The sequence below is a fragment of the Actinomyces sp. Marseille-P3109 genome (assembly GCF_900323545.1).
Lineage (GTDB): Bacteria > Actinomycetota > Actinomycetes > Actinomycetales > Actinomycetaceae > Actinomyces.
The window spans coordinates 2748113-2774256 of sequence record NZ_OOHN01000008.1 but is presented as its reverse complement, the minus strand read 5'-3'; the positions used below and the strand labels follow the sequence as shown (position 1 = coordinate 2774256).

16 protein-coding genes are annotated in these 26144 nt (G+C 70.0%); 6 read left to right on the top strand and 10 right to left on the bottom strand.

The features are described 5' to 3' along the window. Nucleotides 1–38 precede the first annotated feature (38 nt). Nucleotides 39–1334 (bottom strand): sensor histidine kinase, encoded by a 1296-nt coding sequence (locus BQ8008_RS11935; protein WP_108834178.1) that lies wholly within the window; start codon nucleotides 1332–1334, stop codon nucleotides 39–41. Between the two features lie 276 nt (nucleotides 1335–1610). Further along, nucleotides 1611–3212 carry a hypothetical protein gene (locus tag BQ8008_RS13385; RefSeq protein ID WP_159086802.1) on the bottom strand — a complete coding sequence of 534 codons (1602 nt, stop codon included), beginning with the start codon at nucleotides 3210–3212 and terminating at the stop codon, nucleotides 1611–1613. A 240-nt stretch (nucleotides 3213–3452) separates the two neighbouring features. Between BQ8008_RS13385 and BQ8008_RS11930 the strand changes: the two genes are divergently transcribed. From BQ8008_RS11930 to BQ8008_RS11920, 3 genes are all read left to right on the top strand, one after another. Next, nucleotides 3453–6200, top strand: coding sequence for a DEAD/DEAH box helicase (locus BQ8008_RS11930; protein WP_234415385.1), 2748 nt, complete (start codon nucleotides 3453–3455; stop codon nucleotides 6198–6200). A 126-nt stretch (nucleotides 6201–6326) separates the two neighbouring features. Next, complete coding sequence (locus BQ8008_RS11925) at nucleotides 6327–8060, top strand: ABC transporter ATP-binding protein (protein WP_108834177.1); 1734 nt, start codon at nucleotides 6327–6329, stop codon at nucleotides 8058–8060. Next, nucleotides 8057–10240: an ABC transporter ATP-binding protein gene (locus tag BQ8008_RS11920; protein ID WP_108834176.1), complete on the top strand. Its 2184-nt coding sequence runs from the start codon at nucleotides 8057–8059 to the stop codon at nucleotides 10238–10240. The genes BQ8008_RS11925 and BQ8008_RS11920 overlap by 4 nt, the downstream gene beginning before the upstream one ends. Before the next feature lie 24 nt (nucleotides 10241–10264). On the opposite strand, the gene BQ8008_RS11915 is transcribed toward BQ8008_RS11920, so the two are convergent. The 4 genes from BQ8008_RS11915 to BQ8008_RS11895 all read right to left on the bottom strand — a co-directional run bounded on the left by BQ8008_RS11915 (nucleotide 10265) and on the right by BQ8008_RS11895 (nucleotide 15355). Then, complete coding sequence (locus tag BQ8008_RS11915; protein ID WP_108834175.1) at nucleotides 10265–10636, bottom strand: Rv3654c family TadE-like protein; 372 nt, start codon at nucleotides 10634–10636, stop codon at nucleotides 10265–10267. Continuing rightward, nucleotides 10633–10947, bottom strand: coding sequence for a TadE family type IV pilus minor pilin (locus tag BQ8008_RS11910; RefSeq protein ID WP_108834174.1), 315 nt, complete (start codon nucleotides 10945–10947; stop codon nucleotides 10633–10635). Before BQ8008_RS11910 ends, BQ8008_RS11915 begins: the two co-directional genes overlap by 4 nt. Before the next feature lie 209 nt (nucleotides 10948–11156). Further along, on the bottom strand, nucleotides 11157–11408 hold the full coding sequence (locus tag BQ8008_RS11900; RefSeq protein ID WP_108834172.1) for a DUF4244 domain-containing protein: 252 nt from the start codon (nucleotides 11406–11408) through the stop codon (nucleotides 11157–11159). 290 nt (nucleotides 11409–11698) lie between these two features. Beyond that, nucleotides 11699–15355, bottom strand: a complete 3657-nt coding sequence (locus BQ8008_RS11895; RefSeq protein WP_108834956.1) for a DEAD/DEAH box helicase — start codon at nucleotides 15353–15355, stop codon at nucleotides 11699–11701. A 242-nt stretch (nucleotides 15356–15597) separates the two neighbouring features. Here BQ8008_RS11895 and BQ8008_RS11890 point away from each other — a divergent pair, with 242 nt between their 5' ends. Further along, nucleotides 15598–16257, top strand: a complete 660-nt coding sequence (locus tag BQ8008_RS11890) for a GOLPH3/VPS74 family protein (RefSeq protein ID WP_108834171.1) — start codon at nucleotides 15598–15600, stop codon at nucleotides 16255–16257. Nucleotides 16258–16467: 210 nt separating this feature from the next. Here the strand turns inward: BQ8008_RS11890 and BQ8008_RS11885 are convergent, their stop codons facing one another. Beyond that, nucleotides 16468–17115, bottom strand: coding sequence for a TetR/AcrR family transcriptional regulator (locus tag BQ8008_RS11885; protein WP_108834170.1), 648 nt, complete (start codon nucleotides 17113–17115; stop codon nucleotides 16468–16470). Between the two features lie 67 nt (nucleotides 17116–17182). Between BQ8008_RS11885 and BQ8008_RS11880 the strand changes: the two genes are divergently transcribed. Then, nucleotides 17183–18289, top strand: a complete 1107-nt coding sequence (locus BQ8008_RS11880; protein ID WP_108834169.1) for an NAD-dependent epimerase/dehydratase family protein — start codon at nucleotides 17183–17185, stop codon at nucleotides 18287–18289. Nucleotides 18290–18383: 94 nt separating this feature from the next. Here BQ8008_RS11880 and BQ8008_RS11875 read toward each other — a convergent pair whose 3' ends face one another. Continuing rightward, nucleotides 18384–20003: a cation:proton antiporter gene (locus BQ8008_RS11875; protein ID WP_108834168.1), complete on the bottom strand. Its 1620-nt coding sequence runs from the start codon at nucleotides 20001–20003 to the stop codon at nucleotides 18384–18386. Between the two features lie 190 nt (nucleotides 20004–20193). On the opposite strand from BQ8008_RS11875, the gene BQ8008_RS11870 reads away from it, so the two are divergent. Continuing rightward, nucleotides 20194–21540, top strand: coding sequence for a DUF4921 family protein (locus tag BQ8008_RS11870; protein ID WP_108834167.1), 1347 nt, complete (start codon nucleotides 20194–20196; stop codon nucleotides 21538–21540). A gap of 209 nt (nucleotides 21541–21749) precedes the next feature. Here the strand turns inward: BQ8008_RS11870 and BQ8008_RS11865 are convergent, their stop codons facing one another. Together BQ8008_RS11865 and BQ8008_RS11860 are read right to left on the bottom strand one after the other, a co-directional pair. Further along, nucleotides 21750–22616, bottom strand: coding sequence for a glutathione S-transferase C-terminal domain-containing protein (locus BQ8008_RS11865; protein ID WP_108834166.1), 867 nt, complete (start codon nucleotides 22614–22616; stop codon nucleotides 21750–21752). Nucleotides 22617–22854: 238 nt separating this feature from the next. Then, nucleotides 22855–25893: a tetratricopeptide repeat protein gene (locus BQ8008_RS11860; RefSeq protein WP_108834165.1), complete on the bottom strand. Its 3039-nt coding sequence runs from the start codon at nucleotides 25891–25893 to the stop codon at nucleotides 22855–22857. Between the last annotated feature and the right edge of the window lie 251 nt (nucleotides 25894–26144).

The following is a 26144-nucleotide window of genomic DNA, read 5'->3' as shown; positions in this document are numbered from 1 at the left end:
GGGCGCGCGTCCACCGCGCGTCAGCATGACGAAGACAGTCAGTCGGTAGGCCCCTGGGCCGGTACGGCAGCCATGACGACGAAACTGTGGGACTGCTCGGCACGGTCAGACCGATCCGGTGCTGCCGTGCGCCCGCCCGGCTGCGAGACGTGCAGCTCGCCCCCGAGAAGCCGCAGCCGCTCGCACAGGCCTTCCAGGCCGAGCCCTCCTCCGGGCGCCGTCGGCCGGGGCGTCGGTGGGCAGTCGTTGACGCAACGCACCACGAGAGCGGCGACGCCGTCACCGCCGTCGTCGTCGGGACCGTCGGCGGCCTCGACCTCGCAGTCGAGGCGGACCGCGCCACCGGCCCCGTGGCGGCGAGCATTGGTAAGCAGCTCCTCTACAGCGCGCAGGACCGCGTGCCGGCTGCGGGCGTCGGCGGCCTCGAAGGCCTCCACCCAGGACCCGGCCAGGTGCAGATCGACCTCCTGGCCGGCCTCCCGTTCATGGGCGAGGACCTCCTCGACGTCGGACCAGGTGGCGCGGGCGCCGTCGCCAGAACCGTCGTCGTGCAGGACGGCGAGGATCTGGCGCAGCTCGCGTCCGGCGTCAGCCGCCAGGGTGTGGATGCTGCCCGCGATCTTGCGGACACTCCCTATATCCAGGTCGGTGCGGGTCTGGAGCGCGCCGGCGTGGAGGGAGACCAGGGAGAGGCGGTGGGCGAGGGAGTCGTGCATCTCGCGGGAGATGCGGGAGCGCTCCTCGGCGCGGCTCTGGGCGATGCGCGCCTCCTGCGTGGTGCGGATGAGGCGGGCCTCGCGGGAGGCTGAGCGCAGCAGCTCCTCGCGGGCCTGCAGGTTGACACCCAGCATGACGCAGACGATGCAGATCGGGAGAGTACTGACCGCGTATGTGGTGACAAATAACAGCGCACCCTCTCCGCGACTCGGATTGAGGAGCGGAGACAGGCCCACACCTACGGTCATGGCGACCACTACCACCGGTGTCGTCCTCGCCCCTTGACGCATGCCGATAACGGTCGCAGCCACGTAAACCGCCACCTGCGGCCAAGAGGGAATGAGTCCCAGGACAACGATAAGGATCGACAATGACGGGCGGGGTCCTCTGAGGACCGGGATGAGGAGGAGAAGGCAGGCTAAGGAGATGAGTACGTGCCCGGCATACATCACCTGCCAGCGGGCCAGGCCCGGCACGACCGTGGAGCCGCCTTCCAGCTCGAGGTACCTCAGCAGAGCGAGCAGCGTCTGCACCACGGTGATCGAGGCGGAGCCGCTCCAGACGAGGATCTGCACCCTGCGGGCGTGCGCGCTGGAGGAGACGGGGACGTCGGCCATGGGCCGACCCTACTGACGGCGTCTGGGCGGGAGCCTCCCCCAGGTGGGGGAGGCCGTTCGCCGTCGTCAGCCGCACGCGTTCGTGGGGTAGGTGTCGCGTTCGTACCCTTTACCCCTCGAACGGGAGACAAAGGGTACGGCTGCAACGGTCAACTGTGGACGACAGGGGAGTGGAACACCAGTTGCAAGGCTGTACTCACAGAAGTCTTACCAACATTCAAACAAAACCCCGCAACCCCCTCCTGCGACAAGCAAAGCAGACCTTGATCACGTGACTCAATTTATTTTGCGAGTACGAGACATCTTTGTTGAAAGTCGACAAAGAGAAGCCCGCTGTTTACCTCGACCCATAACTCCATGAGGAGCACCGCACTCTCGAGGCCATTTATGATGCAGGTATTTTTGAAGAACATAAATTTCTTCAGCAAGAACACGCTTTTCCCTCACAATCGAGACAAGCGTGAAGTTCCGCATCTCGAAAGTTAGAAAGATGCAAAACACTTCAGTGAATAGTAGTAAAACTGCTGCTACAGCCTCAACGATTAGACGAAGAACGCTCGAGCCGCCTTCTATTATCAGTTCGTACCTGATGGAAACAAACAACGAATACATTATTACACCGAAAACAATACAGTAAGTTCCCATAACCCATCCAACCTCTGAATCGAGACGGAAAGCTCCCCAAGATATGAAAAGACTAGAAAACAACCCCCACACGACAAGCCAAGCAGCCCACTGTGCGGACAGATCCATCAAATACATCCACTGATGCACGAATACGAAGACCAAGAACGCCAGGACATTGAACAGCACCCCAATTCCAATCCTCACCAAAAAGACGACGAAAATTTGATGCAGTAACTTATGGTGAGGCTCGCTAATGCGGAACTCGCATGCTCTTCTCAGTAAATTCGATCGAGGTAAACTCAAGCAACTTTTCCGACTAATGGACCGACAAATCGCACTCAAATACCGACTTTGCGGCACTATAGTAGATTCACTAACACCTCGACACCTCCTCCCTGAATTCAACTTGCGGCACTGATGTGTTTTATTTAATTTGGCCACACGCCGACGTCGAGATTCGATACTTTTTCGCAACATTCGCGGCCGCAAAGGAAATGTGCCAAATATCCCCGAGAGAAGGCGGACCACCCCCGCGGCTAACATGAAACCAGCAAGCCCAACATAAATCAGTCCGATAGGCCCGCGGGGGATCGGATACAGGAACCCGTAAGATATCAACACGGTTACCACAAGATTTGTCAGCAGAATTATAACGATAAGCATTCCCCGCACTGACCACCCACCCTTTTGTCGGGACACGTCTCGCACAACAATCGAGTCCCTGCGAAGCCAATACTCTCCCATCCCGGTTAAGAACGAAATAATGACCTGGAAAGCTAAATAGTCGCCTATGGGACTCTTTTTACGTCCGTCAAGAAGTTCGACATCAATAGCGACTTTCCATGCTTTGACCCCATCAGCCGCCACCCTCACCAAAAAGGTGAACGGATCACCAGATGCAGGTCGTAGAAAAGCAGCAACAACAAGACACGCCAGGATTATAAACAATGCAGTCATTGCAAGTATCGATACGATTGGGTTTGCACTCAAATGCACAATTAACACAATCCTCCAAGTACGCAGGAATCGCCACCTGTCTTCTAGCCACATTGGCACGTGCCAGAAGTAACCGCGAAGCCACTGCCAGCAACGAGGAGCTCGCCGCCAGAGCCAGGTCAACGCACGTCGCTCTCGCTCTAAGAGTCGGTGCTGCTTCTCAGCGCGCCCCTCATCCATCTCAAATTTCATCGAAGGCGGCGCTTTCACTGAGTCGAGCTGTTCAAGATCGCCAGAAGAAGCAGTTTTTCCCATGGGAGGATTCTGCCAGGTTGAGACCGTTCATGTAGATAATTTGCACGGGATACTTCAGACACCGGTGGAATCGTCGCGCGTTCGTAGGGTGGGTGTCGCGTTCGTACCCTCTACCCCTCGAACGCGCGGCATAAAGTACGAACGCGACGATCGAGGTCGGGCAGTAGGGCAACGGGACACGAACCGATCATGGCGCTGTGCCACAACCTGCCCACCCACCGGTGGTGCACACTGTGCCCCATGGCAGACGGGACCAGACGCGACCTCACCGGGCTCCTGGAGTCCATCGGCGGGCGCGACGGCCGGCTCGTCCACCTCCAGCGCACCCAGGCCCGCCCCGGCCGCCACGACGACTGGCCCGACTGGGCGGACCCCGACCTTGTGACCGCCTATCGTCGCATCGGCGTCGAGCGCCCCTGGACGCACCAGGTGGCCGCCGCGTGCTCCGCCCACGCCGGCCACCACACGGTCCTGGCCACCGGCACCGGTTCGGGCAAGTCGCTGGCCGCCTGGCTGCCGGCGCTCTCTGACGTCCTAGCGGCCCAGTCCCCCGGCGCCGACTCGCGCATCTCCGCCCACGGCCGGCGCCCCACCACCCTCTACCTCTCCCCCACCAAGGCGCTCGCCGCCGACCAGGCCGCCGCCCTAAGCCGACTCATCGGCGAGCTCGAGGCCGTCCAGCGCGAGGCCGGCACACCCGCCGGCTCCCTGCGCACGGTGCACGCCGGTACCTGCGACGGCGACACGCCCATGCCCGAGCGAGACTGGGTGCGCGCCCACGCCGACGTCGTCCTGACCAACCCCGACTTCCTCCACTTCTCCCTGCTGCCGGGCCACGAGCGCTGGACCCGCCTCCTGCGGGGCCTGCGCTACATCGTCATCGACGAGTGCCACGCCTACCGCGGGATCCTGGGGGCGCACGTCGCCCTCGTGCTGCGCCGCCTCCTGCGGCTCGTGGCGCGCCTGCGCCCGCGCGGCCCGCAGCCGGTCGTCCTGTGCGCCTCGGCGACGGCAGCGGAGCCGGCCCTCACCGCGGCCCGCCTCATCGGTGCCGAGCCCGACGACGTCGTGGCCGTCACCGACGACGGCGCCCCCGCCGGAGAGCGCACCCTGGCCCTGTGGCAGCCGGCCCTGCGCGACCCCTGGGCGCTGCCGGTACCCGACGTCGAGCCGGCCCAGGACTCGGCCCATGCGGCCGAACCGGACTCAGGCGATCCGGACGAGGATCCCTCGGCACGGCGCAGCGCCGTCGTCGAGGCCGCCGAGCTGCTCGTGGACCTGATGAGCGTGGGCGCCCGGGCGCTGGTGTTCGTGCGCTCGCGGCGCTCGGCGGAGATCGTGGCCGAGCGGGCCCGCCACACGCTGGGGCTCTCGCTGCCCGAGCTCATCGGCACGGTCTCGGCCTACCGCGGCGGCTACCTGCCCGAGGAGCGCCGGGCCCTGGAGGCCGACCTGCGCTCAGGCCGGCTGCGCGCCCTGGCCACCACCAACGCCCTGGAGCTGGGCATCGACGTCACCGGGCTGGACGCGGTCCTCATCGCCGGATGGCCGGGCACGCGCGTCTCGCTGGGGCAGCAGGCGGGCCGCGCCGGACGCGCCGGGGGCCGCGGGCTCGCCGTCCTCATCGCCTCCGACAACCCGCTGGACGCCTACCTGGTGCACCACCCCGAGGCGGTCTTCGCCGCCCCCGAGGCCACGGTCTTCGACCCGGCCAACCCCTATGTGCTCGCGCCCCACCTGTGCGCCGCCGCCTCCGAGGCGCCCTTGCGGGCCTCGGACCTGGGCCTGTTCGGTCTGGCCGACGACGCCCTGCTGCGCGAGCTGGAGGGTCGGGGGGCGCTGCGGCGTCGGCCCACGGGCTGGTTCTGGAACGTCAACCTGCCCGGCCGGCCCCAGGACCTGACCTCCCTGCGCGGCGATGGGCCGCCCGAGGTCCCGGTGGTGGAGGCCGACACCGGCGCGGTCATCGGCACGGTCGACGGCGCGGCCGCCGACTCCACCGTCCACGAGGGCGCGGTCTACGTTCACCAGGGGCGCGTCTACGTGGTTGAGGAGCTGGCCGACGACGTCGCGCTCGTGCGACAGCGGGCGGCGGTCGGCTACCGCACGCGGGCCCGGTCGCGCTCGAGCGTGCGCATCATTGCCGAGCGCGAGCAGCAGGTCTGGGGCCTGCCGGTTGAGGAGGAGTCTCGCGGCGACAGCGGCCTTGAGTCCTCTCCGGACGCGGCGGGAGGGCCCGGAGCCCCTGGCGCCGGATCCGATCCGATCGGCGGCGGTCCGGCCGCATCGGGACTCGTCGGAGGGCAGGAGACTCAGGGGACTACCGGCACGGCGGCGATCACCTGGTCCTTCGGGTCGGTGGAGGTCACCAGTCAGGTGACCGGCTACCAGCGGATGGCACTGCCAGGCGGCGAGGTCATCTCCCAGCACGCCCTCGAGATGGACGAGCACGTGCTGCCCACCGCCGCCGTGTGGTGGACGATCCCGCAGGAGGCCTGCGAGGCGGCGGGCCTGGGTACCACCGACCTGCCCGGCGCCCTGCACGCGGCCGAGCACGCGAGCATCGGGATGCTGCCGCTGCTGGCGACCTGCGACCGCTGGGACATCGGCGGGCTGTCGACCGCGGCGCACCCGCAGACGGGGGCGCCCACCGTGTTCGTCCACGACGGGCACGCCGGCGGGGCGGGCTTCGCCGAGCGCGGCTACCGGGCCGGGCGCGAGTGGCTGGCAGCGACGCTCGCCGTCATCGAGGGCTGCGGGTGCGTGAGCGGCTGCCCCTCCTGCGTGCAGTCACCCAAGTGCGGCAACAACAACGAGCCCCTGGACAAGGCCGGGGCCGCCGTCCTGCTGCGGCTCCTGCTCAGCGCAGCGCCCACGAGGGAAGCCGGTAGCCCCTCTGAGCATCTTGAGAAACTCATCCGCGCGAGTAACGGGCCTTCAGACCGGCACACCACTGCACCGCAACACCTTGCCCGCCAAGCAGAATAAAACCCATGTGAAGCCATAAGCGCGCAGGAAATTCTTGCGATAAATTCTCAGTAAAAATGTCGAACCATATTCGGTGCGTGGTCTCGACTCGCCCTCACGCAGCGTGAGGCTGCTACGTTCCTTCACATGCTCGTTCGACTACTACGCACACACCTGCGCCCCTATACGGGGTTGCTGGTGTGCGTCCTGGTGCTTCAGTTCGCTGAGGTGATGGCCTCCCTGTACCTCCCCACCCTCAACGCCGACATCATCGACAAGGGTGTGGCCACCGGGGACACCGGCTACATCTGGCGGATGGGCGCGTTCATGCTGGGGGTCAGCCTGGCCCAGGGCGTGTGTTCGGTCGCGGCGACCTATCTCGCGGCGCGCGCGGCGATGAGCATGGGCCGGGACCTGCGCGGCGAGGTCTTCGACCGGGTCAGTGGCTTCTGTGAGCGGGAGATCTCCGCTTTCGGGGTGGGCTCGCTCATCACCCGTAATACCAATGACGTCCAGCAGGTCCAGATGCTGGTGATGATGAGTGCCACGATGCTGGTGACGGCGCCATTCATGGCGGTGGGCGGCATCATCATGGCGGTCACCCGGGCGCCGGGCCTGTCGTGGTTGATCGGGGTGTCGGTGCCGGTCCTGCTGGTGGCGGTGGGCGGCATCGTGGGCCGGATGCTGCCCCTGTTCCGCTCCTACCAGGACAGGCTCGACGCCATCAACCGGGTGATGCGCGAGCAGCTCACCGGTATCCGGGTGATCCGCGCCTTCGTGCGCGAGCAGGCCGAGACGCGGCGCTTCGAGGGGGCCAACACTGATATCGCCTGGGTCGGTGAGAGGGTGGGCCAGCTCTTCGTGCTGCTGTTCCCGCTGGTGATGCTGGTGCTGGAGGTCACGATCGTGGGTGTCATCTGGTTTGGCGGGCACCAGGTCGGTGACGGTGACGTGGAGGTCGGCACCCTCATCGCCTTCATGTCCTACCTCATGCAGATCCTCATGGGCATCGTCATGGCGAGCTTCATGACGATCATGATCCCGCGCGCCGCCGTGTGCGCCGAGCGCATCAGCGAGGTACTGGCCACCGCGCCGGCTATCGTCTCGGTGCCGGGGGCCGTGACCAGCTTCCCGGCTCCCGGAACGGTTGAGATGCGGGACGTCACCTTCGTCTACCCCGACGCCGACGCCCGTGTCCTGGCGGAGGTGAGCTTCACGGTCCAGCCCGGTACGACGACGGCGATCGTCGGCTCGACGGCGTCGGGCAAGTCCACGGTGGTGCGGCTGCTGGCCCGGTTGCTTCAGGCCAGCAGCGGGCAGGTGCTCATCGGCGGCACCGACGTGCGTGAGGCCGATCCCGAGGCGCTGTGGTCGCAGATGGGGCTCGTGCCCCAGCAGCCCTTCCTGTTCGCCGGGACCGTGGCCTCCAACCTGCGTCTGGGGCGCGAGCAGGCCACCGACGACGAGCTGTGGGAGGCCCTTCAGGTCGCCCAGGCCAAGGACTTCGTTGAGGCGATGGACGGGGGCCTCCAGGCCTCCATCGCCCAGGGTGGCACGAACGTCTCTGGCGGTCAGCGTCAGCGCCTGGCGATCGCCCGGGCCCTGGTGCGCCGGCCGGACATCCTCATCTTCGACGACTCCTTCTCGGCCCTGGACGTGTCCACTGACGCGCGGCTGCGCGAGGCCATGGGGCCGGCGACGGCCGGCATCACGAAGGTGATCGTGGCCCAGCGCATCTCCACGATCGTCGAGGCCGACCAGATCCTCGTCCTGGACGGCGGCCACCTGGTGGGCAGCGGCACCCACAAGAGCCTGTTGGCCACCTGCGCCGTCTACCGCGAGATCGTCACCTCCCAGCTCGGGGCGGAGGCCGCAGCATGAGCAGGAACGCGAGCAGTCACATGGACAGGAACGCCGACAGGGACACCCGCAAGAAGGCCGGGAGCGGTGCGCGTACCGCCGCGAGCGCCGTCGTCGGCCCCGATGAGCTCAGCGAGGAAGACCTCAAGCTGGCCGCTGAGGCACAGGCCGCCTCGGGCGACTGGCACGACGGTCCGCCTCCGGGCAAGGCCGAGGCCTTCTGGCCCTCCTTCAAGCGGATGGTCGGGCTGCTGGGCGCCTACCGGGTCTCCCTGGTGGTCGTGGCCCTGGCCGCCGTGGGCACGGTCGTGCTGGCGGTGGCCGCCCCCAGAGTGCTGGGCCAGGCCACCAACGTCATCTTCGAGGGCGTGGTCTCCACTATGCTGCCGGCCGGCACCACCAAGGCCCAGGCCGTTGAGATGCTGCGGGCGCGAGGCATGGATGACTTCGCCTCCATGCTCTCCGCCATGGACGTGATCCCGGGCGCGGGCATCGACTACACCCGTCTGGGGCGGGTCCTGTCGGTGGTGCTGGCCCTGTACGTGGGCTCGGCGGTCCTGAACTGGCTGCAGGGCTGGCTCCTCAACCGCGTCACGGTCAGGGTCCTGTTCCGGTTGCGCGCCCGGGTGGAGGACAAGGTCCACCGTCTGCCGCTGAGCTACTTCGACACCGTCGCGCGCGGAGAGCTGCTCAGCCGGGTGACCAACGACGTCGACAACATCACCAACACCCTTCAGCAGTCCCTGTCCGGCGCCCTGACGGCGATCCTCACGGTCGTGGGCGTGCTGGGGATGATGTTCTCCATCTCCTGGCGCCTGGCGCTGGTGGCGCTGGTCATCTTCCCGCTCATGGGCGTGGTGTTCGCCGGTATCGGGCCGCGCTCGCAGAAGGCCTTCACCCACCAGTGGGCGCGCACCGGGCGGATCAACACCCGGGTGGAGGAGTCCTTCTCCGGGCACGCCCTGGTGCAGGTCTACGGGCGCACCGAGGCGGTGCGCGAGGCCTTCGCCGCCGAGAACGAGGAGCTCTACGCCGCCTCGCTGCGCGCGCAGTTCCTCTCCGGGATCATGATGCCGATCATGCTGGTCATCGGGAACCTCACCTACGTGGCCATCGCGGTGGTCGGCGGCGCCATGGTCGCCTCCGGGTCGCTGCGCCTGGGCGACGTGCAGGCCTTCATCCAGTACTCCCAGCAGTTCTCCCAGCCCCTGGGCCAGCTCGGCGGCATGGCCACGGCCGTGCAGTCCGGCACCGCCAGCGCCGAGCGGATCTTTGAGCTGCTCGACGCCGACGAGGAGCGCCCCGACGACGTCGCCCCGGAAGGCGCGGCCGCCTCGACCACCGCGGACACCGCGACCACCACCGGGGGTGCCGGGGGCGCCACGGACGCCGGCCAGGGCTCGGGGTCACGCCCCGGTACTCCGGCGGATTCGAAGGGCCCGGCGGGCCCGGGTGTTATCGAGATGGAGCATGTGCGCTTCTCCTACAGCCCGGAGGTCGAGCTCATCGGTGACCTGTCGCTGCGGGTCGACCCCGGGCACACGGTCGCGATCGTGGGGCCCACGGGAGCGGGCAAGACCACCCTGGTCAACCTGCTCATGCGCTTCTACGAGCTCGATGGGGGACGCATCCTCATCGACGGGCGCGACATCGCCACGATGACGCGTCACGACGTGCGTCGCCGGACCGGCATGGTCCTGCAGGACCCGTGGCTGTTCGCAGGCACGATCCGCGAGAACATCCGCTACGGGCGGCCCGGGGCCAGTGATGCCGAGGTCGAGGCCGCCGCGAGGGCGTGCTTCGTCGACCACATCATCAAGGCCCTGCCGCAGGGATACGACACAGTTCTGGAGGAGGACGCCGCCAACATCTCCGCCGGCGAGCGCCAGCTGCTCACGATCGCGCGGGCCTTCGTGGCCAACCCGGCCGTGCTCATCCTCGATGAGGCCACCAGCAGCGTGGACACCCGCACCGAGCTGCTGGTCCAGCAGGCCATGAACGCGCTGCGCCAGGGCCGCACGAGCTTCATCATCGCCCACCGCCTGTCCACGATCCGTGACGCCGACACCATCCTGGTCATGGAGCACGGCGACATCGTCGAGCAGGGCAGCCACGATGAGCTCATCGCGGCGGGCGGCGCCTACGCGCGCCTCCACGCGGCCCAGTTCGCGGGCGGCGCCACCGTCGCCGTCGAGGACTGAGGCTCGGGCCAGGGCTTACTGAGCTCAGCCGGGCGGGGCGTCGACGGGGCCGGCACGGGCCTGGGCGGTTGCCTGGCGGGGCAGGCCGAGGATGGTCGTCGGAACGGTCACGCTGACCGTGACATCCTCCCCGGCCACGGAGCACGCGCTCGCCGAGGCACCGTTGGCCTCGGCGACGCGCTGCGCCATGGCGCAGGGGTCTCCGGGGGCGGCCACTGAGGACAGGACCGTGGCACCGGAGATCGCCGACAGATCCGCGGCGGCCCGGGCCCAGCCGGTGGCGCTCTGGGCCTGGATGAGGCCCGCGATACCGACCGCGGCCGCCAGGAGCACCGCGATGATGCCCAGGGCGTAGACCGTCCCCGAGCCGCGCTCGTCCCATCGTGGGCAGCTCATGGGCTGCTCGGCTCGGTGTAGGCGCAGGCGCGGGCGCGCGCCGTCAGTCCCAACCCGCCCAGGGGACCGGGCACGGGCCTGGTGGCGGTGACGCAGGTGAGCTCGCCCTGCTCGACGCCGAGGCTCACCCCTCCGGCCACACGCTGGGCGGCACCGGAGTAGTCGTCCTGGCCGATGGCGGCCTGGCGAGCGGCGGTGCGGGCGGCGTCGGCCACCCGCAGCTGGGTGACACCGGCGCTGACGGCCGCCAGGACGATGAGGAGCACGAGGACGACGGCGGGCAGAGAAAGCGCCGTCTCCGCCGTCACCATCCCCTGCTCGCTCTGCCCGGACTCGTCCGGGCCATCGGTTCCCTCGCCGGGCTCACCGTCTCGACGGGGCAGGCGCCCGGGCGACGGGTGAGGTTCCGCCCGCCTGGAAGGCCGGCGGGAATCGGGGCCCGGGCGGCGACGTCGGCCACCGCCGGGCAGCCGGGCCATTCGGGGGTGAGCGCGCCCACCCACTGCGATGACGCCGCACATCACACCGAGAGCGCCGACTCGATGATGGACTGCAGGGCGCCGCTCAGGCTGCCTGAGCGCATGAGCGCCAGCAGCAGGCCCGCGAAGGCTGCGGCCGCCAAGGTCCCGATGGCGTACTCGGCGGTGGCCATGCCGTCCTCCTTGGACGCCAAGCGCCGCAGGGCGGCCGGCAGTACCGACGGGTCGCCCGAGCGGACCAGCATCACGCTGGTGCACAAAGCGCGCAGGGTGGTCCTGGTGGGTCTCCTCATGGTGGTTCTCCTCTGGTTGGCGGGGACCAGCACGCGGCTGCTCCCCAGCGGGCACCGTGCCCGCTCAACCAGAATCAGCCCGCACCGCGGCTCGGCGCTCACGGGTTCCTCAGCCCTGTGGAGACCAGATGCAGTCCCGGGCCTGTGGCACCGGGGACCGCGCGGGCTTCAGCCGATCTGCTGGAATTCGCGGCCGGATGCAGGCCGCAACGGGCGGGGACGTCCTGCGCGTACGGGTGCAGGATTCCTGTTCCCGTACGCGCAGACGGCACCCGCCGGCATCGAGCGCCTCAGCCCTCGATGAGCTCGCGGATCTCGGCTGCGGTGAGGGCCGCCGGGCTGAGGCCGCCCGTGCCCGCCGCACCCGCGGTTCCGGCCGGCCCTCCGGCGCCCTCGCCGCCGTCCTCGACATTGCCGGTCCCTTCGACGACCCGGGCGAAGAGCTCGGCCTTCTTCTCCTTGAGGGCCATGACCTTCTCCTCGATCGTGTCGGCCGAGACGAGCCGGTAGACCATGACCGACTTGTCCTGGCCGATCCGGTGGGTGCGGTCGACGGCCTGTTCCTCGGCCTGCGGGTTCCACCACGGGTCCAGCAGGAAGACGTAGTCGGCCTCGGTGAGGGTGAGCCCGAAGCCGCCCGCCTTGAGGGAGATGAGGAAGACATCGGCCCCGCCGGCCCGGAAGGCGTCGATGACCTCCTGCCGGTTGGAGGTACCACCGTCCATGTAGGCGGTTCGCACGCCGGCGGCCTCCAGGTGCTCGCGCGCGCCGGAGAGATAGCGCGTGAACTGGGAGAAGATGAGGGCGCGGTGCCCCTCAGAGAGGATCGGGCCCAGATGCTCCAGCAGCACCTGGACCTTGGCCGACGGGCTCGGACGCCGACCGGGCCCCCGCTGCCCCCTGGCGGGCACGGCGGCCACCTTGCTCTTCGCGTCCCTCGCACCGCGGCGGGCCGGTTTTCTACCGGAGGCCGCCCTCCCGCCGGCAGCATCCGTGTCCGCACCCGCGGCACCCTCGGCGTCCCCGGGCTCAGTCCCGCCCCCGCCGTCGACGAGCTCGGGGTCGAGCGCCATCTGCCGCAGGGCGGTCAGCGCCTTGAGCGCGATGAAGCGCGACTGGGCCGTGTCCTCCTCCAGCAGCCCGAGGATCCTCTGCCGCTCCCGCGCCAGGCGCTGGTCGTAGGCCTTGCGGTGCTTGGCTCCCAGCTCGACGGCCAGGACCTGCTCGGTCTTGGCGGGCAGGTCCGCCGCCACCTGCTCCTTGGTGCGCCGCAGGAGGAAAGGCCTCATCCGGCGCCGCAGCCGCCCCAGCGCCTCGGTGTCCCCGCGGTCGATCGGCTTGCGGTAGACCTGCCCGAAGCGCTCCGGGTCGGGCAGCAGCCCCGGCGCCGCGATACTCATGAGCGCCCACAGGTCCATGAGCGAGTTCTCCAGCGGCGTGCCCGTGATCGCGATGGTCGACGGCGCCCGCAGCCGCCGCACCGCCTTGTAGGTGGCCGAGGCGTGGTTCTTGACGAACTGGGCCTCGTCGCACACCACCCAGGCCCAGTCCTGTGCGATGAACTCCTCCTCGCACAGGCGCGCGATCGTGTAGGAGGTGACGACGACGTCGGAGTGCGCCGCGATCTGCTCCAGGGAGTCCTCGCGCTTGGCGGCCGTCCGTGTCACCGCCCGCACCCGCAGGTCCGGGCAGAACCGCTCGGCCTGCTCCACCCAGGAGCCGACGACGGAGGTCGGGGCGATGACGAGCACCGGCCCGATCACCTCCGGCTCGGCCTCTCCGGCTCCACCGTCGGCCGGCACCCGCCCCTGAGCCTCTTCCCGCTCCTCGATAAGGCGCTGGGCGGCGGCGAGCACCTGGACGGTCTTGCCCAGCCCCATGTCGTCGGCCAGGATCCCGCCCAGTCCGGCCCGGCGCAGGAAGTTCAGCCAGCGGTAGCCCTCGAGCTGGTAGGGGCGCAGCGTCACCCGCAACCCCTCGGGCACGGCCACCTCGCCTGCGGTCCCACCGGAGCCCGCGTCATCGGCCCCGCCGGTTGGCCCATCGGCGCGGTCGGCCACGGCCTCGGCGGCGCGGGCCCGCTCCAGCAGCCGCCCGACCCTCTCCTTCCAGCGGGCCGTGGACCGCCCGATGACGCCGAGGGACTCCAGGAGCTCGTAGTAGCCGGCGTGCAGGGCGCTGACCCGCAGGGTGCCGTGCGCCTGCGGGTCGGCGAGCTCGCGGCCCTCCTCCATGAGGCGGGCCAGGGCCTCGATCTCCGGCCGGTCGATGCTCAGCCACGTGCCCGACTCCAGGAGCACCTCCCGCTCGCCGGCGGCCACGGCCGCCATGAGCTGACCGATGGGGATCTCCTCATCGCCCACGTGGACGCGTACGGACAAGGAGAACCAGTCGGGGCGGTCCTCGTCGTCGCTGACGCTGGTGGTGATGACCGGGGCGTCGGCAGCCTCGCGGTAGTCGGGGACGTCGTCGTCGACCTCGACGTCGACGGCCTCCATCTCGCGCAGGATCGGCAGCGTCTCGGTCATGAAGCGGGCCGTGGCCATGCCGCGCAGGTCCAGGGGGTGCCAGACGGCCGGGTGCCGGCCGGCCAGGGGCAGCAGGCGGTTGAGCACCTCGCGGGCCAGGCGGGTCTCCCCCTCGATGTCCCGGCCGGCGGCCCCTCCCTCGGTGCGGCCCTCAGCCGCCGCGGGGAGGTCGGGGAGGCCGTGGCTGTGCCGGACCTCGCCGTCCTCGGAGACGTAGCGGATCGACCACTCGGTGGTCAGGTGGTGCTCCCCGGCATCGACGTGGACCGCGAGCGCGGCGCGCAGCGTCGTGGGCCGGGGCATGCGGATGGAGGCGTCGGCGGACAGGACCGGCAGCGCCCGGGTGAGGGCCTCGAGGTGCTCGGTCTCGAATCGCTCGACGTCTCCGGCCGGGATGGTGATGGCCTCCCCCTCGTCCAGCAGCGCACGGGAGAGCGCCTCGGTGGGGCACGGCTCGATCGGCATGAGCAGCAACTCGCGCCCGGGCATCCACGTGTAGAAGCCGTGAACCGGGTCGCCGATCGGCATGAGGGTGAAGGTGAGGTTCAGTCCGGGGACCTGCAGGCGGCGCAGCTCCTCGACGTCGTCGATATCCAGGGCGGGAGCCACGACGACGCCTCCGTCATCCTCCCGGAGGAGGCGGACGCCGCCGCGCAGACCCTCGGCGAGGTAGACGGGCCGGCCGTGGCGCTGCGCGGTGGTGAGGGTCAGGCCGGCCGCCAGTCCGCGACGCAGCACCCCCCAGACGCGGGCGGGTGCGGTCACCAGGGAGACACGGTCATCGGCGTAGTAGAAGCCGTATCCGCCGGCCATGCCGGCCAGCTCGCGCAGGACGCCGATGACTTCGGGGTCGGCCTCGTCGTCGAGCCCACCGGAGGCGATCTGGCTCCAGGAGGCGCCCTGCTTGTTCCAGCCGCGTTTGCCCTCGATGAGCGGCAGCATGGATGGGCCGGCCGGGGTGCCCCACATGCTGCCGGGGTCGTCGACGATCTCCAGGGCCATCCGACGGCGCGGCGTGCGCTCCAGCTGCAGCAGGCCGGCCAGCCGGCTCTCCCAGGCAGAACGCGGGGAGGCGTCCCCGCCGGCGGCCGTCTCCTCCGCCACGGCGCGCACCGTGATGAGCAGGGCGGCCACGTGCTTGCAGTTGGTGCCCACCGGGCACGAGCAGCTGCCGACCCAGGCAATCGGCCCCCTCCGGTCTTGCTGCTTGCGGAAGACCATGGTCTGGTAGATGCGCGCGCCCGAGCCCTTGGACTGGGCGCTGATGATGTCCCCGTCCCCGGCGACGCCGATGCCCCGCACGCGGCCCTTGCGCGCGTAGTCCAGGCCGCGCTGGAAGGCCCCGCGGCCGACTCCGCTGATGATCTGGTCGTCAGTGAGCCTCGCAGGCCAGTCGTCATGCCGAATCGCGCGAGCCATGGCCACAAGGTTACGGTCCGGGTACGACACGATTGCGAGCTGCTAGTGCGCCGGCCGAACGCCCAACGCGAACGGGCCCGGCTTCGTACCTGATGAGACAGGAGCTGGACGAGGGCCAGACCGCAGCCTGACCCCGGGGCCCAGCGTCTCCCCCTCGAGGAGGACCCGCCCCGGATCCGGATATCGCACCTGCGAGGGATCACAGACGGGTCACGGCGCGATGTACTGGATTCATGAATGCGATGCTGATCTGTGAAGAATTGTTCCTTCTGCTGACCAAGGACTCCGGAAAGCCCGAGAGCCGCATGACCTACCCGAACTACGGGCTCACCGGCGCGCTGCTCACCGACCTGCTGCTGGCCGGCCGTGTCTCCCTGACCGAGGACCGCAGCCCCCGCGTCTACATCGTCAACTCCGAACCCACTGGACACCCCGTGCTGGACTGGGCGCTGACGGTCCTGCCCGCCAAGGACGGCAAGCGCTTCTCCTCCCTGGTCTCATGGGGCAAGCTCAACCCCACCCAGCACATTGCCGAGTCCTTGGAGGCGGCCGGGGTCGTCCGCATCCACACCGGCGGCCTGTTCGGCTCCTTCAGCCCGACCTACCCCACGCTCGACCCCGTCCCCGAGCGACAGCTGCGCGAGCGCATCGACGGCACCCTGCGCGGGGTGCAGCCTCCCACCGGGTCCGACGTCGCCCTGCTGGCGATCCTGCAGGCACTCAGCATCGCGCCGGTCGTCCTGCCGAAGCAGGAGACAGGGCTCAGCCGCGGCGACCTCAAGCGCCGGATCAAGGAGATCTCGGGAGCGAGCCCCGTGGGTCGCGCAGTGCAGCGGGCCGTGGAGGCCACGACGGCGGCCATCGTCGCGGCCACGAGCGCAGTGGCAGTGTCGACCAACTGACGGGTACGGCCGCGGTGCCGCCGAGCCGGGCAAATTTCGCGTAGCCACACGGTTTTTCCGCCCGGCTACGCGAGAAATGCCCGGCTCGGCGGAAGACGGGTCACCCGCCGCAGGGCCGAGGACGGCGGTGACGGTATTCCTGTCCCCGCCCGCGCAGAACGTCCCCGCCGTCGAGAGGGCGACACCCTCTCAGCAGCACGCCACACCACATCACCCGCAACCGAGAGCCCGCAGCAGCAGGTCCCGCTCGACGTCAGACAACGGCTCGCCGCCATCACCGCCGGCCGCGAAGGCAACCCCGGCGAGGACCGCTCCCAGGACCAGTCGGGCTCCGGCGTGAGGATCCAGATCAGGAGCATCCTCACCGCGCGTCTGAGCCCGGTCCCGGATCTGCTCCAGGTGAGAGCGAGTGGCGGCGAGGAGCTGCCCGAGGAGCAGCTCCCTGAGCTCCGGGTCCCGCGGCAGCTCGCCCAGAAGAGACAGCACAGCTTGACCCGTGGCCCCCGACAGCGCCCGGTTCTTGTAGGCGATGAAGGCTCGCAGGTCACCTCGCAGCGAACCAGTATCGAAGCCCTCGGCCGCGGCGGCACCGGAATCCACGGCCTCGTCAGCCACGCCAGTCTCGATCATGCGCCTGGTCGAGGCCAGGACGAGCTCGCGCTTGGTGGGCCACCGTCGGTAGAGGGTGGCGGTGGAGACGCCCGCGCGCCGGGCCACGGCCGCCACCGTCAGCGCGGCGTAGCCGCTCTCGGCCAAGAGGTCGCGCACGGCCAGCATGATCGCCGGTCCTAGAGCGGCGTCAACCGGCCGCCCCGGGGCACGCTTGGTCCTCGGTGCTTGTGAGCCCACTGCGTTCATGGGGAGATCGTACCGATTAATAACGAAACGGGTTGACTTCGTTTCCTTTTGTTGTCAGGCTGCCGCCATGCGATCCTCAGCAGCACACTCCACTGACAGCTTCGATTCCACCATCGACCTGAGCGGTATCCCGGTCGACACCAGCGCCCCCGTCATGGTCACCGGCGCCACCGGCTACCTGGGCAGCTGGGTCACCAAGGGACTGCTCGACGCCGGCGTCACCGTCCACGCCGCCGTGCGCGACCCCCAGAACACGAACAAGGTGGCTCATCTGAAGCGCATCGCCGAGCAGGCACCGGGCGCTCTGCGTCTCTTCGCCGGCGACCTGCTCCAGCCCGCCTCCTACGACCAAGCCATGGAAGGCTGCACAGTCGTCCTCCACACGGCCTCGCCATTCATTCGCTCAGTCGAAGATCCCCAACGAGACCTTGTCGCCCCAGCACTGCAAGGAACCCGCAACGTGCTGGCCGGGGTCGAGCGCACACCGTCAGTCACGCGAGTGGTCCTCACCAGCTCGATCGCCGCCATGTACGGCGATGCCGCGGATATCGAGGGCTACCCGGGGCGAATCCTGACCGAGACCTGCTGGAACACCACCTCCTCCCTGTCCCATGAGCCCTACCCCTACTCCAAGACCCTTGCGGAGAAGGAGGCGTGGCGACTGGCCGCAGGGCAGGACCGGTGGAGGCTGGTGACCATCAACCCGTCCATGATCCTCGGCCCCTCACTGGGCAGCGCCCCTACCAGCGAGAGCTTCTCCACGATCCGGATGATGATCGACGGCACCGCTCGCCTCGGGGCGCCACGCGTGGGAATCAGCGTCGTCGACGTCCGCGAGGTGGCCCAGGCGCACATCGCCGCCGCCTTCCTGCCCGAGGCCCACGGCCGCTACATCGCTTCCGCGGAGGATACCGACATCTTCGCACTCACAAGCACTCTGCTGCCGCGATTCGGCGGATCGCTCCCGTTGCCGCGACGCGCCCTGCCTCGGCCAGTAGTCCTGGCCATGGCACCCAGGCTTGGACAGACTCGAACCTATCTTCGGCGCAACGTGGGCTACACGGTCCGCTCCGACGCCTCCCGGAGCCGCCGCGAGCTGGGCACCCGCTACCGGCCGATCCAGGCGTCCCTGGAGGACATGGTCGCGCACATGCTCGCAACCCAGCAGGGGTAGGCGAGGGGGCACCGCCGAGCCGGGCAAATTTCGCGTAGCCCCACGGTTTTTCCGCCCGGCTACGCGAAATTTGCCCGGCTCGCTGCAAGACGGGTCACTCGCCGCGGGGCCGACGGCGCCTGGCGGCCCGGGCCGTGCCGCCGCGTCGTCGCAGGTGGTGCCAGCGCTCACGCCACAGGGCGTGGTCCTGCCCGCTCTGGGCCAGGCGGGCGGCCAGCCAGTGCGACTCCTCCACCGACAGCCCGCGAACGTGAAGCCCCGGGTCGGCCAGGCGCACGGCGACGGGTGCCACCCGCTCGCGCAGGTCGGGTCGGCCCACGAGGTCGGGCTGCGCCGGCCGCCTCACTCCTCCGGCTGGGGTGCGCACGCCCGCTGGCAGCCCGATGCCGCCGGGCGGCGACGCCGGACGGCGCGGCTCTGAGACGTGCTCGCCGGCCGGGGCGGTGGCCTCCTCGGGGGTGCGCCCGTCGGGTGCGGCGGGCCCCTGGGCCACGCGCATCACCTCGTTGGCCGGAACGTGGTCGCTCCGGTGCTCCAGGACCAGCCCGGCTGCCGGCAGGACGAGCACCGAGAGCACCCCGGCCAGCACGAGCGTGGAGGCGAAGGAGGTCGACATGGCCTCGGCGCTGACCGCCACCTGGGTGACGGCCACGATGATGGGCAGCGCCGTCGTCGAGTAGACCGCGATCTGAAGGCTCTGGCGCATCGAGTAGGCGCGCGAGCCGTCCCGACGCCTCTCCACGCGGGAGGCCAGCCACACCGGCACGCCCCGCACGAGCACCAGCAGCACGAAGAAGGCCAGCAGGTTGACCAGGTCCCCGGCACTCAGGCTCATGTCGATTCCCATGCCGGAGGTCACGAAGAAGATTGGGACGAAGAACCCGTAGGCGAGCCCGTCGAGCTTCTCCTCGAACTGGGCGTCGCCCTCGGGCAGGGCGTGGCGCAGGACGAAGCCGGCGGCGAAGGCCCCCAGGACGACGTCGAGGTCGAAGACGGCGGCGATCGCGCACAGTCCCACCAGAAGCAGGACGGTGGCGCGGATGGTGGTCTGCGCCGTCGTCGAGGCGCCCAGGTGGATGACCTCCACCAGGCGGCGCCCGGCGCGCTTGACGCGGCTGGTGAAGCGGATGATGAGCAGGGTGATGATGAGGAAGGCCGCCAGGATCACCAGGCTCACCCAGGTGGAGCGCGAGCCCAGCAGGATCGCCATGAGGAGGATCGGGCCGACCTCGCCGACGGCGCCGTGGTTGAGGATCGAGGCGCCCACCGCCGTGGGCAGCAGGCCGCGGTCGCGCAGGATCGGTAGGATCGTGCCGATCGCCGTCGAGGTCATTGCGATGGCGATGGCGACGCCGTTGGCCGACGCCGCGCCGCCGGTCACCCCGATGACTGTCACGGCTCCGAAGGCCAGGCCCAGCGAGAGCATCCAGGCGATGGCGGCGTGTCGCCCGCCCGCGCCGCGCAGCTCGTTGACGTCGATCTCGTAGCCGGCCATGAGGAAGAGGAAGGCGACGCCGAGCTCGCGCAGCAGCTCGATGGAGGGGCCCTCCCCGGCCAGCCCCAGGCCGTGGGGGCCGATGACCATTCCGCCGAGGATGAGGAGGACGACCTCGGGCACGAGCCGTTTGGGGACGGTCCAGGAGACCAGCGGCGACACGAAGGCCACCGCCACGATGAGCAGCAGGGAGGTGAGGACCTGAGCCAGGTCGGTCATGGAGTCGCCTCCTTTTCTCCGGTCGGGTGTCGGGTATCCGCTCGGGTGCGGGGAGTCCGGGGCGTGCAGCGGGCCGGCCCCGGTGCGCGAGCCGGCCCGGGCCAGAGAGACTACCCCGACCTCAGCGGGCCGGGGACAACTGCGGGAGGACAGGGCGCGCGAGCATGTCACAAGGCGTCACAATGGGGGCATGCTCATGCCCTACGCTCCCTCCGCAGAACCACTGACGCGCCTGGCCGACGGGACGGTCAAGCAGATCAGCCCCTTCACAGGCACCGAAGTGTGGACCGTGCCGGGCCGCGCCAACCGCCCCATCTCGCACCCGGTCGCTGAGGTCCGCCCGCTGGGGGCGGCCGACCGCACCCACGCCTGCGCCTTCTGCTCGGCGCGCTACCTGGAGACGCCCCCGGAGAAGTCGCGCATCGTGCATCGGGCCGACGGCGGCCTCGAGCGTCTCGACGCCGTGCCCGCATCCGCCCTGTTCGACACGGTGGCCGAGTTCCGGCGGGTGCCCAACCTCTTCGAGATCCTCTCCTTCGACTACTGGCACATCAACCACGGTTACGAGATCCCCGACGCCGCCCGCGAGCGCATGGATGCCTACCTGGCCGAGCCGGCCGGCGTCGAGCACGTCGAGCAGGTGGCGCGCACCAAGCTGGCGGCCGCGGGCGCGGACCCGGCCTCCTGGGACTCGATGGACGCCCGGGCCCGCCGCACCTTCCTGGCCGCCTTCTTCGCCGGGGGCCACGACGTCATCATCGGGCGGCGCCACTTCACCGACGACGCCGTCGACACCTCCGCCCTGGCCGGCTCGGGGACGCTGAGCGTGGCCGAGCACCGGGCCTACACGCGCCTGGCGATCCACGCGATGCAGAGCCTGTACGAGGCCAACCGGTGGGTGCGCTACGTGGCCGTCTTCCAGAACTGGCTGCGACCGGCCGGGGCGAGCTTCGACCACCTGCACAAGCAGCTGGTGGGCATCGACGAGCGCGGCGTTACCAGTGAGCTGGAGCTGCAGAAGGTGCGGGCCAACCCCAACCTGTACAACGAGATGGCGGTGGACTACGCCGCCTACCAGGGGCTGCTGGTGGCGAGCAACGAGCACGCGGTGGCCTTCGCCGGGTTCGGGCACCGCTACCCGACGCTGGAGGTGTACTCGACGTCGGCCATGCCCGAGCCGTGGCTCATGAGCCGCGAGGAGGTCGATGCCGTCGCCGACCTGATCCACGCGCTGCACGCGGCCACGGGCACGGACGTGCCCAGCAACGAGGAGTGGCACCACAAGCCCCTCGGTGTGGACCATCCCATGCCCTGGCACATCACGCTCAAGTGGAGGGTCTCCACCCTGGCGGGCTTCGAGGGCGGCACGAAGATCTACCTCAACACGATCGACCCGTGGACGCTGCGCGACCGCGTGGTGGCGCGACTGGAGGACCTGCGGGCGGACAGGCTCATCGCGCCGATGGCCGTGGGCGATGAGTGCCCGATGACGCCCAACCGCCTCCTGTACAACCCGGTCCTCACCGCTCGGCCGTAGGAGCCGGTGGACGCGGGCCGACGTCGGCGGTGCCGGGCTGGGCCGGCCGTGCTGCACGAGGCCCGGGTTGCACTGACCAGGGGTTGTCCGCACTGCATGGGGTCGGGGCTCGCGTGGAGTACACCCCGGCCTGCCTCAGTAGTCCCCGACGCTCGTGGAGTACGGCGAAGCAGCGAGCGACAGAGCGGGCCTCGCCGTGCCCGGCGGCCTCAGCAGCCCAGGGCGCTGCGCTCCTCAGGGCCCACCCAGCCCGAGCGGCCCTCCAGGGCACGGAACCAGCGGGCCAGGGCCGGCCAGAAGGAGATCGACGGCGCCTCGCCGCCGGGGTAGTGCTGGCGCCCGCCGTACTCGTAGGACTGAACGGTGGTGAACAGGCGGATGTCGCTGCCGGTGGGCTTGTCGCCGCACAGGAACTGGCCGATCGAGACGACGGCGGACAGGGCCGGCCCGTCGAGCATCGTCAGGCCGTCCTCGCGGGAGGCCTCCATCCGGGTGGCCCGGGCCAGGAGGGTGTCGATGACGTCGAAGCCCACGAGCACGCCGTTGGCGGCCGCCGCGGCCTTCTCCGGGTCCTTGGAATGGGCGGCCACCGAGTGGCCGACGTTGATCTGGGAGCCGATCCACTCGTCCCAGGCGTCGGTGGAGTGACGGCGGTTGAGCGGGTAGAGGTCCGGGGCGCCCGGGCGGTGGAGGTCCCACCAGGCGGTGGACAGGTCGAAGAGCATGTCACCGGAGTCATCGCTGACGACCTCGCCGGTGGTCATGTCCACCAGGGCCGGAACGGTGGGGGGCGGCTCGTAGCCGGGGGTCCTCTCGTAGACCTCGGCCAGGGAGCGGGCACCGAGCGCCGGGTCGACGCCGGGCTCGCCTTCGGGACCGGTCAGCTCCCAGTAGCCGTCCGCGCCCTTGCCGTAGGTCCAGGACACGGGGATCGCCTCGGTCAGGCCGAGCAGGCGCCGGGCGATGAGGACGCGGCGGCACCACGGGCACGAGCCCGCCGCCACGAGTCGATAGCGCCCCGCTTCCACGGGTAGGTCGCCGCTGGGTGTGAATCGTTGTGAGACTGCGATGGCCATGGGTGCCTCCCGGGAGGGTCGTCGAGGGGTCATGATGCCCAAGGCTTATCATTCCTTGCCCGGCCGCGGCCGTCAGGCGATTCACACGGGGCGAACCTCCCACGCGTCGCATTCGCGTCACGCCTCGGGACCGGAGGCGCCGTCGACGTCGGTATGCGGCAGTCCCGCGGATGTATGCGGCGGCCACCAGCGGGGACAGGGGGCACGCAGATCGCCCGGCTGCAGGAAGAGGCGCGGGTCAGCGCAGCGTCTCCTCGATGGAGGCCACGAACTCCAGGGCGTCGTGGCCGTCCCACTGCGGCTCGCCCAGCAGGTCGCGCACGCGGGCGCTGGCGGCCAGGGCCTCCTCGCGCTCGCCGCGCTCGGCGTGCAGGCGCGCCAGCATGCACAGGGCGCGCGATGCCGAGTCCCGGTCCTCGGTGTCCATGTACCCCTCGTAGGCGGCCTCACAGTGCTCAACGGCCTGCCGGTTCTGACCGGTGCGCCACAGGATCCAGGCCATGTCGTCGTGCCAGTCGCCGATCTCCCATGCCGAGGAGTAGCCCTCGGTGTCGGCCACGCCGGCGAAGGCCTGACGGGCCTCATCCATGATCTCCTGGGCCTCGGCGATCCGGGTGCGGGCCATGGGCAGGGTGAGATCGTCCACCAGCGCCCGGGCCGAGCGACGCAGTGCCCGCCCCCGATCCAGGAGGCCCTGGTCGGTGCGGGCATCCTCCAGGTCTGCGGCCTGGCGGAACAGCGCGGCGGCGCGCACGTTGTCCTTGAGGTTGGAGGCGGCCATCGCGGCGTGCGAGAGGTACTCCCCCGCCAGCGCCCGGCGCCCCTGGTCCTTCAGGATCCGGGCGGCGGCCAGCGAGTGCTCGGCGATGCTCTCCTCCTCGCCCATGGCCATGCCGGTCTGGGCCAGGAGCCGATGCAGGTACAGGGCGATGCTCTCCGCCCCGGCGCGCTGGGCCAGGGACAGGGCGGACTCCAGGACCTCGGCGCTCTCCAGGTAGCGCTCGGAGGCCTCCAGGGCCGAGCCCAGGGACAGCAGCGAGGCCACGGCGTACAGGGTGATGCCGGCGGCCAGCATGATGTTGGCCTGCTCGCGGAACTGAGTGATGGCCTCGTCGAACTGTCCCACCTCCATCGAGGAGATACCCAGCAGGCGCCGCCCGCGGGCGGCCAGCACCGGGGAGACCATCTCGTGGCGGCGCATGACCTCCTCGGCCAGGAGGCAGCCGCTGTAGACGTCCCCGCACTCGGCCAGGACCTCGGCGCGCGCCATGTCGAGGATATCGTCCATGCGCTCGGCGTGGCGGTCCTCGGGGACGGCCGCGGCGGCCCTGGCGACCACCTGGATCGCCCCGAGCGCCTCGTCCCTGGCGTGCAGGTCGGTGAGGACCGAGGCGCCCACGAGCAGCGCGTCGGCGGCCAGCACGAGGGCATCGGTGCCCCCGGGATCGAGCAGCTCGGTGGACACCAGGTCCTCGACCCGGGCCTCGATCTGCCCGACGATCGCGGTGGCGCGCCGCAGGCGCTGGTCGCGCTCGGCCTCCTGGGAGCGCTCGGCGATGGAGTCGGCGGTGATCTCGTTGTCAAGGTTGAGCAGGTCGACGTAGGAGGCGCCCAGCGGCCCGAAGGCCAGCTCGATGAGCGGGCGGATCCGCAGGCGCTCGGCGATGGCCTCGTCCATCTCGATACGGCAGGTCAGGGCGGCGGCCCGCAGCAGGCCGGTGTGGTACTCCAGGCCCGGGATCTCCTCGCCGGGCGGCGGCAGCAGGTCACGCGTGGCCACCTGGTCGACGACGTACCAGTAGTCCATCGTCGAGGAGCCGATGGAGCGGCGGTGATCGACGTAGCGGCGCACCGCCTCCTCGCCGCTGCGCACCGGCCGGGGCCGCACGAGGTCCACCAGCGGGAAGGGCTCGTCGCCGCCCTGGTGGCTGGTGGCGGCGCGGCTGCGTCGTCCCCCCGCCTCCTGATGGCCCGACGACGTCGTGCGGGGAGCGTGCTCCTGGACCGAGCCGTCATCGTCAGTCACGAGCCCCAGGAGGGAGGCGACGTCGGGCGCCTCACCGTCCTCGTCCATGGTCAGGCTGGTCTGGGCCGGCTCGGGCAGCTCCTCGGAGGGCTCCAGGAGGTCGACCTCCACACCCAGCCCATGGACCGCTCCGGGGGCGGCGTCGAAGGCGGCCCGCGCCAGGGATCGCTCCAGGTGGTCGGAGATCGTGCTGTTGCCGTTGCGCAGGTCGAACTGCTGGGCCAGGCGCCGGGCCCAGCCGGTCATCTCGGCGTAGGCGCGCGAGATGGTGGTCGAGGCCGCCAGCCCCGGCAGCGGGTACCACAGGTCGGCGGGCGGGAGCTCGACGCCCAGGGCCTCCTCGCCGCGGCCGGCCCGCTCGGCCTCACGCAGCACCAGGCTCATGCCGCGCAGGGCCGACAGCAGCACGTAGGCGGACTCGGCCTGGGCCAGCCAGGACAGGTGGCGTCGCAGGATGTCCAGGCCGCGGTCCACCCGGCCCACGAGGGCCAGGTACTCCAGGTGGTAGGACAGGGAGATGAGGGCCTTGGGCGAGCGGCGGATCTCCCGGTAGGAGCGCAGGTGCGCCTCCCATGCGGCCCGCGGCCGCCCGGAGGCCAGCAGGGGCAGCAGCACGAGGGACTGCATGGTCTGGGGCTGCACGGAGCAGTCGACAGCGCCGGTCAGCACGGGCACGGCGGTGGCCACGGCCAGCTCCCAGGCCTCGGTGCGGTAGGCGAAGGCGACCTGGCGCATGGGGTCGCAGCCCTCGCAGTCGGCATTCTCGTCGCGGTGGGTGGCCCGCCAGGCGGCCAGCTCCTCGGAGGCCTCCTCCTCGAGGCCCAGCAGGCCGGCCACGGAGGCCCGCTCGCCGTGGACGACGTGCATGGAGGCGCCCTCGGCGCGGTAGAACTCCTCGAGGCTGGCCTCGAGCTGGCGCACTTTGTCCTTGGAGACCTTGGGGTTGGCGCCGGCCACGGCCACCGCCCGCTTGAAGTGCCAGTGCAGGGTGCGCACCTGTGCGTCGTCGAACAGCTCGGGGCGCCTCTGGTAACGGGCGAGGTTCCACACGAAGGGCGCCAGCGCCTTCCACTCCTCGTTGCCCCGCTGGTAGGCCTCGGTCAGGGCCAACCGGGTGGCGACCCGCAGATCCTCGTCTCCCAGGGCGTCCGCCCAGCTGACGGCCTCCGCGACGAGGGCCGAGGCCTTGGGGCCATCACCGAGGGCATCAGCGTAGGCCAGGCGCTCGAGGATGTCTTCGCGTGTTGTCATGGAGTCTGTCCTTCCGGGCGGAGCCTGACGTTGCGCCGTCATGAGGCGAAGGCTTCCACCATGTCCTGCGAGGGCGCACGGAGGATGGTCCACACACCCCAGGAGCGCCGCGGGAGAAGGTCCGTTATCCCGCGCCGCTCGACGATGAACGGCGTCGTAGACGTATCGGGCTCCTTTCGTCCAGCGGGGCGGTCGCCCGACGTCCAGTGTTACCGAACAGTTATAGAATCCGCTACCGCTGCGCCGAGGGG